Origin of the sequence: Methylosinus sp. R-45379, from assembly GCF_001644125.1 — a bacterium.
Lineage (GTDB): Bacteria > Pseudomonadota > Alphaproteobacteria > Rhizobiales > Beijerinckiaceae > Methylosinus.
This window is the reverse complement of the sequence record NZ_LUUM01000133.1, coordinates 1-1,376: the sequence shown is the minus strand read 5'-3', so window position 1 is coordinate 1,376 and position 1,376 is coordinate 1. Positions and strand designations below refer to the sequence as shown.

Here is a 1,376-nt window from a genome sequence, read left to right as displayed (position 1 = left end):
CGCCGGCGCCTCGGCCGCGCCGAAGATGCGCCAAGCGATCGCTCCGCCGATGACGAATGTCAGCAGCAGAGCGATCGTCGCACGGCGCCGGCCCGCGAAGATTTTTCCGATGAGAGCCTTTCGACTCTGCGCGGCGACGGCGTTGTCCACGCCCTGCGCCGCGCGCTCTTTTCTCAGGACCAGCCGCATTCTGAACGCCCTATTCGCGTTAGTTGGCCGCCAGAATCTTCGGCCCGACGCGGAAGATGCGCTGCGGGACGCCCGAGGGCTTGCCGATATCATTCATGTCCGGCGCGCTCTCCTTGAAGCGCAGGCCCGCGACCTCATAGAGCGGGCCGCATTCCGGATCGGCGAGGCCGCTCATGCAGCCCGTGGCGCCGCCGGCGTCATGCGAGAGATCGACGCCGGCGAGCAGCGCCTCGAGATCGAGAATCACATGCTGCTTGGCCGGATCGAAAGCATCGAAGCGCACGGCGATGCGATTGGGCGCGGCGCAGCTCGCGATCTCGCCGGTGAGCGGATCGCCTTTGCAGCCTGTGGAGCCGAAATGCATCATCCAAGTGGAAGCGGTGATGGTGCCGTCGCCATTGACGCGCGACTGCTCCTTCTCCTTGGGCGCCTCCAATTTGACGATCGCCTCGAGCCGCGCGGCCTCGGCGGCGCTCGGCGCGGCGGGCGCCTCTCTGGGCAGACGCGCCGGGGGCGCCTTGCGCATGACGCCGCCTTCGGGCTCCAGCTCTATGCGATGAACTTACGGCCGGCCTGCCAGCCCCAATTCATTCCCTGCACATCCAGCGGCGCCGGAGCGGTGGCGAGATTGGAATGATTGAGCGCGACATCATTCCCCTGCGCGTCCTTCGCCAGGCTCGGCACGCCGACGGTGAAGACGAGTCCCTTGTATTTGCCGGCGGGAACGCCGCCGGTGATGACGTCATTGGCGCCGCGTGCCCTTGCAGCGGCCTTTCTGATTCTCGAAATCGATCAGCGCGACATGAGGATTCTGCCAGTCATTGCTGTCGAGCGCGACCGGCGTCTCCTTGCCGTCGGCGTCGATGAGCGCGAGATTGGAGACATAGAAACGCGCGTCGCGCAATTGCGCGGCGACTTTCGTCGCGCCGAGCGCGGCGATCGGCTTGCCGCATTCGACCGGAGCGCCGCCCGCCTGCAAGGCGAAGTGAATGGCGACCTCCTGCCGCGCGGCGGGCGACGCCGCGTGAGCCGGAAAGGCGGCGAGAAGCAAAGGCAATAGGGCCGTCTTGTGATAGGCGCGCATATTTTTCTCCTCTTACTCGATGATGCTACGGATCAATGTGATTTTTCGACGAAGGCCATTGCGGGAATGGACACGGCGGCCGGCTTGGCCGGCGCGCGCGCCG

Annotated in this window: 4 protein-coding genes; all 4 read right to left on the bottom strand. The window is 66.1% G+C overall.

Annotated features, from left to right (window positions below; all coding sequences use genetic code 11):
• Window positions 1-189, bottom strand: a 189-nt coding sequence (locus A1351_RS06840; RefSeq protein WP_157096147.1) for a hypothetical protein, incomplete at its 3' end; no start/stop codon positions are given.
• Window positions 190-208: 19 nt separating this feature from the next.
• Window positions 209-715, bottom strand: a complete 507-nt coding sequence (locus A1351_RS25790) for an MbnP family protein (protein ID WP_245291597.1) — start codon at window positions 713-715, stop codon at window positions 209-211.
• A 23-nt stretch (window positions 716-738) separates the two neighbouring features.
• A complete protein-coding gene (locus tag A1351_RS25990; protein WP_371441460.1) occupies window positions 739-927 on the bottom strand; it encodes an MbnP family protein in 189 nt (62 codons plus the stop codon).
• A gap of 4 nt (window positions 928-931) precedes the next feature.
• Window positions 932-1,273 carry an MbnP family protein gene (locus A1351_RS25785; protein ID WP_245291596.1) on the bottom strand — a complete coding sequence of 114 codons (342 nt, stop codon included), beginning with the start codon at window positions 1,271-1,273 and terminating at the stop codon, window positions 932-934.
• Window positions 1,274-1,376 lie beyond the last annotated feature (103 nt).

Coding starts and splice junctions, on each gene's coding strand:
- A1351_RS25790 (WP_245291597.1), bottom strand. CDS start 715: ATGCGCAAGGCGCCCCCGGCGCGTCTGCCCAGAGAGGCGCCCGCCGCG.
- A1351_RS25785 (WP_245291596.1), bottom strand. CDS start 1,273: ATGCGCGCCTATCACAAGACGGCCCTATTGCCTTTGCTTCTCGCCGCC.